The following is a 2,956-nucleotide window of genomic DNA, read 5'->3' as shown; positions in this document are numbered from 1 at the left end:
CACTCCCCCACCTGCCCCTCCCCAGTCACACCTCGCCAGGGCACACGCTACCGACAGGCTCCCACGAGACTCCGCAAGGCCCGGTCTGGGAGCGCCAAGCGGCAGGTTCGATTCCCTCCGCATCCACGGTGAGGAAGATCAGGGGTTTCATGAGCCCGCCGGCCTTCGCAGCACACCGCAACTGCCAAGCGGAATTCCGCCTGGCATCGGGCCACTTGCACACGCTGCCCTGCAATGACCCGCTAGCTGCCGTCCTCGTCCGCCTCGTCCGCGTCGCCGGTGTTGTCCTCGGACGCGCGGCCAAGCAGCCGGTCCACCTCCGCGTGTGCTTCTTCCGCCTGCGCCGCGCTGATGCGGCGGTAGGTCTTGAGCGCATCCACCACGCGGTGTGAGTGCTTCAACAGCGCGCGCGACCCACTCTTGGGCGAGCGCTTGCGCGGGGACGGCAGCATCGCCGCGAGCACCGCGCCCTGCGCCACGGAGAGCTGGGACGCGGACACGCCGAAGTGCTCGCGGGCTCCCGCTTCAATGCCATACACGCCGTTCCCCCACTCCACGACGTTGAGGTACAGCGCGAGGATGCGCTGCTTGGTGAGCGCCTCCTCCAGCCGGTGGGCCAGCATCAACTCCTTCGCCTTGCGCAGCAGGCTGCGGTCCGTGGACAGCCAGAGGTTCTTCGCCAGCTGCTGCGTCAGCGTGGACGCGCCCCGGCCCAGCTTCCCCTCCTCCACCGCCTGCCCTACCGCACGCGCCAGCTCCACCGTGTCCACGCCGTCGTGCAGGTAGAAGCTCGCGTCCTCGGACAGGAGCACCGCGTCCACGGCAGGCTTCGAGATGGCCGACAGGGGCACCCACTGCTGGCGACGGCGCGGCTTGCGGCCGGCCTCGCGCGCCTCGTCCGCCCGCTGCTCCATCAACGCCGTCGTCTTCGGGTTCTCCTTCACCAGCGGCCGCGCATCCGGCAGCGTGACGTACGCGTGGCCGGTGATGCCCAGCCCCACGAGCAGCACGCCCCCCAGCACCCAGCGCAGCGGCCGACGTCGCCGTGGCGTCGCGGCCGGGACCTCCGGCGCCGATGGCCTGGCGGGCGCGGCAGCGGGCTCGGCGGTGGACGCAGCCGGGCCGACCTCGGCCATGACCGATGGGGAGGCCGGCGCAGCAGTCGGCTCGGCGGACGCAGCCGGCTCCGCTCCGCTGGCAGCGGGCCTGTCACTCGGGGCGTCTTCTGGACCTTCGGCTTCGACCTTGGACATCGCCCGACGTGTCTAGCGCCGGTGGCTCTTGCCGTCACCCTTCACGGCGAGCTTCGCGGAGGCCAGGCGCTGCGGCTCGGGCGTGCGCCAGCTTTCGTCCACGGCCGCGAACCCCGCCACCAGCTCTCCCGCCATGTACGCGCGCGTCTTCTTCCCCTTGCGCCGCAGCCAGTCGTTGAGCACCCGGCCCTTCTCATCACGGCGCGCTTCCGGGTGCTGGAGGTTGAAGCGCGAGCGCTTCACCAGCCCGCCGGACTTGTGCACGAACGTCACCGTGCCGTCCGCGCCCACCCGCTCCACGATGCCGATGTGCGTGAGCCCATCGTTGATGCGGCCGTCGCGGTTGCGGTCGAACGTCTCCTTGAAGAAGACCAGCGCCCCCGGCGTCGGCGCGTCCGTGAGCATGCCCAGCGCCTGCGCCTTGCGGTGGATGGCCGTGACGCCGTTCTCCTCCGGCTGCACGTCGTCCGGCAGCAGGTCCAACCGGCGCTGCTGGAAGGCCAGCCGCGCCATCCCCGAACAGTCGTCGTTCATCGTCTGGCTCACCGACGACAGCGTCGTCAGCCCCACCCAGGACTTCGCCCGCCACAGCGCACGCTCCGCCAGCACCACCGGCGCGGCCCGCTTCGCCGTCGCCTTGCCCGCGGCCTCCGCTGCGCCCCCCCACACCAGCGCGCTCACCAACGCGCCCACCCACACGCCTCGTCCCATGCGCTCGCGATAGAGCAATGGCCGTGCCCGGCCTCCACCGCGCCTCGCATGTCCACCTCACGACGGACGCGGCGCTGGCGCCTGGATGCGGTGGGCAAGGAAGTTCCCACCCACGGCAGCCGTGCTCCCTCCACCCCTCGGCTTCAGGGCGCGGAAGGTTGCGGCTCGGGCTGCTGCGCGTTGTTCCACCGCGCTTCTGCCTTCGGCAACTTCATGCGCCTCCCCGTCAGCACGAACAGGTGCTCGTCGTGGACGACGGGGGGCGAGGCCTGGGTCCGGGTATCGGGCCCGTCGGTTCGTACCGGCCGCGAGCTGGGAGGACGCGGGTAACTACGGACGACGTCGTTCCCCTCCACGACCCTGGGGGGCTCGCGGTCACGGACGTAGGACTGGCTCGGCCCGCAGCCTTTCGTCACGCACCCGACGGTGAAGGTGGAGCTCGGGGGCGTCAGCAGCGTGGGCTGCGGGCCCGGATTCATGCGGAGGTCACAGGCCACGCGGGGCTGCTGCGTCCTCGGGTTCCCCTGCGCCTCCGACCGAGCCCGGGCCTCCAGCGCGACCAGCAGCGGCAGCAACAGCCCCAGCACGGCCCACTGCGCCACCGCGCCGGGCATCCGCGAGCGTGGGCCGGGCAGCACCTGCGTGCGCAGGCTCGCGAGCAGGAACGCAGCGCCAATCGCCGTGCACAGCCCGAGCGCCACCACCGACATGCCCTGCTCCGTCCAACGGATGACCTCGAACCGCGGGACTTCATTCACGAGCAACGCCGCCCTGCGGGCGCGCTCGGCCCAGGCCGCCGCCGGCCCCGCCAGGCCAAAACCCACCGCGCAGGCCGCCACCCACACCACCGCGCCGTGCGCCTCGCGCCGCAGCAGCGGCCACTGCGCCAGCCCCAGCGTCACGCCCAGCCCCACGGGCGCCATCGCCTGCGGCCACCCCAGGTGCGTGGCCAGGGCGCTCGAGCCCACCATGCCCACCGCGAACCCCAGCGC

Annotated in this window: 3 protein-coding genes; all 3 read right to left on the bottom strand. The window is 72.3% G+C overall.

All coding sequences use genetic code 11. The features are described from left to right. Positions 1 to 242 precede the first annotated feature (242 nt). Entirely contained in the window at positions 243 to 1,136 is an 894-nt protein-coding gene (locus D7V97_RS41820) for a biosynthetic peptidoglycan transglycosylase (RefSeq protein ID WP_120616105.1), read from the bottom strand. 129 nt (positions 1,137 to 1,265) lie between these two features. Beyond that, entirely contained in the window at positions 1,266 to 1,946 is a 681-nt protein-coding gene (locus tag D7V97_RS41815; RefSeq protein WP_158623571.1) for a CHAP domain-containing protein, read from the bottom strand. 161 nt (positions 1,947 to 2,107) lie between these two features. Further along, positions 2,108 to 2,956: hypothetical protein (locus D7V97_RS45105; protein ID WP_158623570.1), on the bottom strand; the 849-nt coding region annotated here is incomplete at its 5' end.

It is taken from the genome of Corallococcus sp. CA053C (genome assembly GCF_003611675.1).
Classification (GTDB): domain Bacteria; phylum Myxococcota; class Myxococcia; order Myxococcales; family Myxococcaceae; genus Corallococcus.
Note: the sequence above shows the minus strand (reverse complement) of the source record. Positions and strands in the feature narration are given on the sequence as shown.

Bases quoted from the DNA above. Each gene is read 5' to 3' on its own strand.
- D7V97_RS41820 (WP_120616105.1), bottom strand. From the start codon at position 1,136: ATGGCCGAGGTCGGCCCGGCTGCGTCCACCGCCGAGCCCGCTGCCGCG.